Source organism: Micromonospora sp. WMMD736 (genome assembly GCF_049179015.1).
In the GTDB taxonomy this organism is placed as follows: domain Bacteria; phylum Actinomycetota; class Actinomycetes; order Mycobacteriales; family Micromonosporaceae; genus Micromonospora.
This window is the reverse complement of record NZ_JBMHMI010000085.1, coordinates 1-2,811: the sequence shown is the minus strand read 5'-3', so window position 1 is coordinate 2,811 and position 2,811 is coordinate 1. Positions and strand designations below refer to the sequence as shown.

At 65.0% G+C, this 2,811-nt stretch carries 1 protein-coding gene; it reads left to right on the top strand.

Annotated elements, in window-relative coordinates; translation table 11 throughout:
- Nucleotides 1-48: 48 nt before the first annotated feature.
- A partial coding sequence (locus ACN269_RS33905; RefSeq protein ID WP_421477309.1) for an NAD-glutamate dehydrogenase domain-containing protein occupies nucleotides 49-2,811 on the top strand: 2,763 nt, incomplete at its 3' end.

Genomic DNA, 2,811 nt, shown 5'->3' with positions numbered 1-2,811 from the left:
GCACAGCTACGGTTTTGCGACGCTTTCGTGGCGACGTGGTTCGGGCACGTGGAAGTCGACGCCCTGAATGAGCTGGTACTGCTGGCCGGACTGCACTGGCGGGAGGTCACGGTGCTGCGGGCGTATGCAAAGTATCTGCAGCAAGCGGGGTTCCCGTACAGCTTCGACAAGATCGGACGCGTCCTTCGCGACCACCCTGACGCTGCGCGCCTGTTCGTCGAACTATTCCGCGCGCGATTCGATCCCGAGGACGAAAGCCCGGATGCCGCCGGAGGCGCCGATGCAGTGGCGGAACGATTAGGGGCGCATATCGATGCGGTCGTCAGCCTCGACGTTGACCGCGTGTTGCGCGCAATTCTCGGGTTGATCACGGCGACATTGCGCACCAACTTTTTCCGCGACGATCATGGTGAACATCAACGAGAACAACTGTCGTTCAAGTTCGACGCTCGCCAGATCACCGAGATCCCGGAGCCGAAACCACTGTTCGAGATCTTCGTCTATTCGCCGCGCGTCGAAGGCGTGCACCTGCGCTTCGGTCGGGTGGCCCGTGGCGGCTTGCGGTGGTCCGACCGGACCGACGACTTCCGCACCGAGATTCTCGGCCTGGTGAAGGCCCAAGCGGTGAAGAATGCGGTCATCGTGCCGGTCGGGGCCAAGGGGGGATTCATCGTCAAGCAGCCGCCCGCTCCGACGGGAGATGCGTCCGGCGACCGAACGGCGCTGTCCGACGAAGCGACCGCGTGCTACCGAAAGTTCGTCGCGGCATTGCTCGACGTGACCGACAATGTGCCGCCCACCGATCGCTCGGTCGTACCACCGCACAACGTCGTCAGGCGCGACGGTGACGACACCTATCTAGTTCTGGCGGCGGACAAGGGCACGGCAGCGTTCTCTGACATCGCCAACTCTGTTGCCGCCCAATACGACTTCTGGCTCGGTGATGCGTTTGCCTCCGGTGGGAGTGCAGGTTACGACCATAAAGCGATGGGCATCACCGCCCGAGGCGCGTGGGCGGCGGTGGAACGGCACTCCGCCGAGGCGGGTATCGACTTCGAGACAGCGGATTTCACGGTCGTCGGCATCGGCGACATGAGCGGTGACGTGTTCGGCAACGGCATGCTGGCATCCGAGCACATCAAACTGGTTGCGGCCTTCGACCACAGGCACATCTTCCTCGACCCCGATCCCGACCCCACCCGCTCCTATCGTGAGCGCCGAAGGCTGTTCGAACTGGAGCGCTCGTCGTGGGCTGACTACGAAGCCTCCGCTATCAGCCCCGGGGGTGGCGTGTACAGCCGCACGGCCAAGGCGATTCCGGTCAGTCCAGAGGTTGGTGCGGTGCTGGGCCTCGATGCGGCGGTGAGGACTCTGTCCTCACCCGAAATGATCAGGGCGATCATGCTCGCGCCGGTCGACCTGCTGTGGAACGGTGGCGTCGGCACCTACGTCAAATCGTCCGCGGAGCCGAATGCCGCGGTGGGCGATAAGTCCAACGATGCCGTCCGCGTCGACGCAAACCGCCTGCGGGTCAAGATCATCGGCGAGGGCGGCAATCTCGGTGTTTCCGCAGCTGGTCGGGTGGAGTTCGGTGCAGCCGGTGGCCGGATCAACACCGACGCACTGGACAATTCCGCGGGTGTCGCATGCTCGGACCGCGAGGTCAACATCAAGATCCTCCTCGAAGGCGCCATCACCGACGGTGATCTCGCGCGGCACGAGCGGGATCAGCTACTTGCGGCGATGACATCCGAGGTCGCGGCCCTGGTCCTGAGCGACAACGCGGCGCAGAACGTCGCTGTCGGGTTGTGTCGTTCGGAGTCCGTTGCCGCGGCGCCGGTGCATCGGCGACTGCTCGACGAACTCGAGTCGCGCCGCGGGTTGAACCGGGCGATCGAGGGTTTACCGTCGGACGGCGAACTCGACAGGCGGATCAGTCAGGGGCTAGGACTGACTTCGCCGGAGTTGGCGAATCTCATCGCGCATGTGAAACTCTCGCTCAAGGCTGATCTGCTGGCCGGCGACCTGCCGGGGTCCGCCGTATTCGCCGAGACGATTCGGCGCTACTTTCCGAAACCCTTGCGTGAGCGGTTCGCCGCCGCGATCGGCCGACACCGGCTGCGCCGCGAGATCGTCGCGACGGTGATTGTCAACGAGATGGTGGATTTTGGCGGGTTGACCTATGCGTTCCGGCTCGCCGAGGACACCGCCGCGACGACCGAGGATGCGGTACGGGCATTCACCGTGGTCTCGCAGATCTTCGACCTGCGTGCCATCTGGCATCGGATCAGGACGGCCCAGGTGCCGGTAGCGGTGCGCGACGACCTGGAGCTCGAGACACGGCATACGCTAGATCGCGCTGCGCGGTGGCTGCTGGCCAATCGCCCGCAGCCGATCGCCATCGGCGCAGACATCGCCCGATACCGAGACGGAGTCGGGAAGCTGGCCGCGGTGTCAACCGAGTCGCGTCGTCAGTGCACAGCCGAGCGTGCTTCTCGGGCGGTGACGGACGGTGTGTCGCAAGAGCTTGCCACCGAGGTGTTCGGGCTGGTCGATCGCTATCCGCTGTTCGACGTGCTCGACATCGCCGAGATCGCCGACCGTGAGGTCGAGGAAGTCATCGCGCTGTACCACTCGCTCGCAGACCGGTTGGGCATCGAGCGGCTGCTGGAGGCGGTTCGCCGACTCGGCGACGACGGGCGCTGGGGTGCGCGCGTCCGGCTGATGCTGCATGACGATCTGTACAGTTCACTTCGCGCCCTGACACGCGTGGTACTCGCCGCTACCGAGGCCGGCGATTCCGCCAGCGAG